The sequence below is a fragment of the Cedecea sp. B1(4) genome (assembly GCF_059414925.1).
This window is the reverse complement of the sequence record NZ_JCAHMZ010000029.1, coordinates 1-256: the sequence shown is the minus strand read 5'-3', so window position 1 is coordinate 256 and position 256 is coordinate 1. Positions and strand designations below refer to the sequence as shown.

Genomic DNA, 256 nt, shown 5'->3' with positions numbered 1-256 from the left:
TCATCGTGTTCCTGAACAAATGCGACATGGTTGATGACGAAGAGCTGCTGGAACTGGTTGAAATGGAAGTGCGTGAACTTCTGTCTCAGTACGACTTCCCAGGCGACGACACTCCAATCATCCGTGGTTCTGCTCTGAAAGCGCTGGAAGGCGAAGCAGAGTGGGAAGCTAAAATCGTTGAACTGGCTGGCTTCCTGGATTCTTACATCCCAGAACCAGTACGTGCAATCGACATGCCGTTCCTGCTGCCAATCGA

1 protein-coding gene is annotated in these 256 nt (G+C 51.2%); it reads left to right on the top strand.

Annotated elements, in window-relative coordinates; all coding sequences use genetic code 11:
• On the top strand, positions 1 to 256 hold a 256-nt coding region (locus ACR6JA_RS22015; RefSeq protein ID WP_494599499.1), incomplete at both ends, for a GTP-binding protein.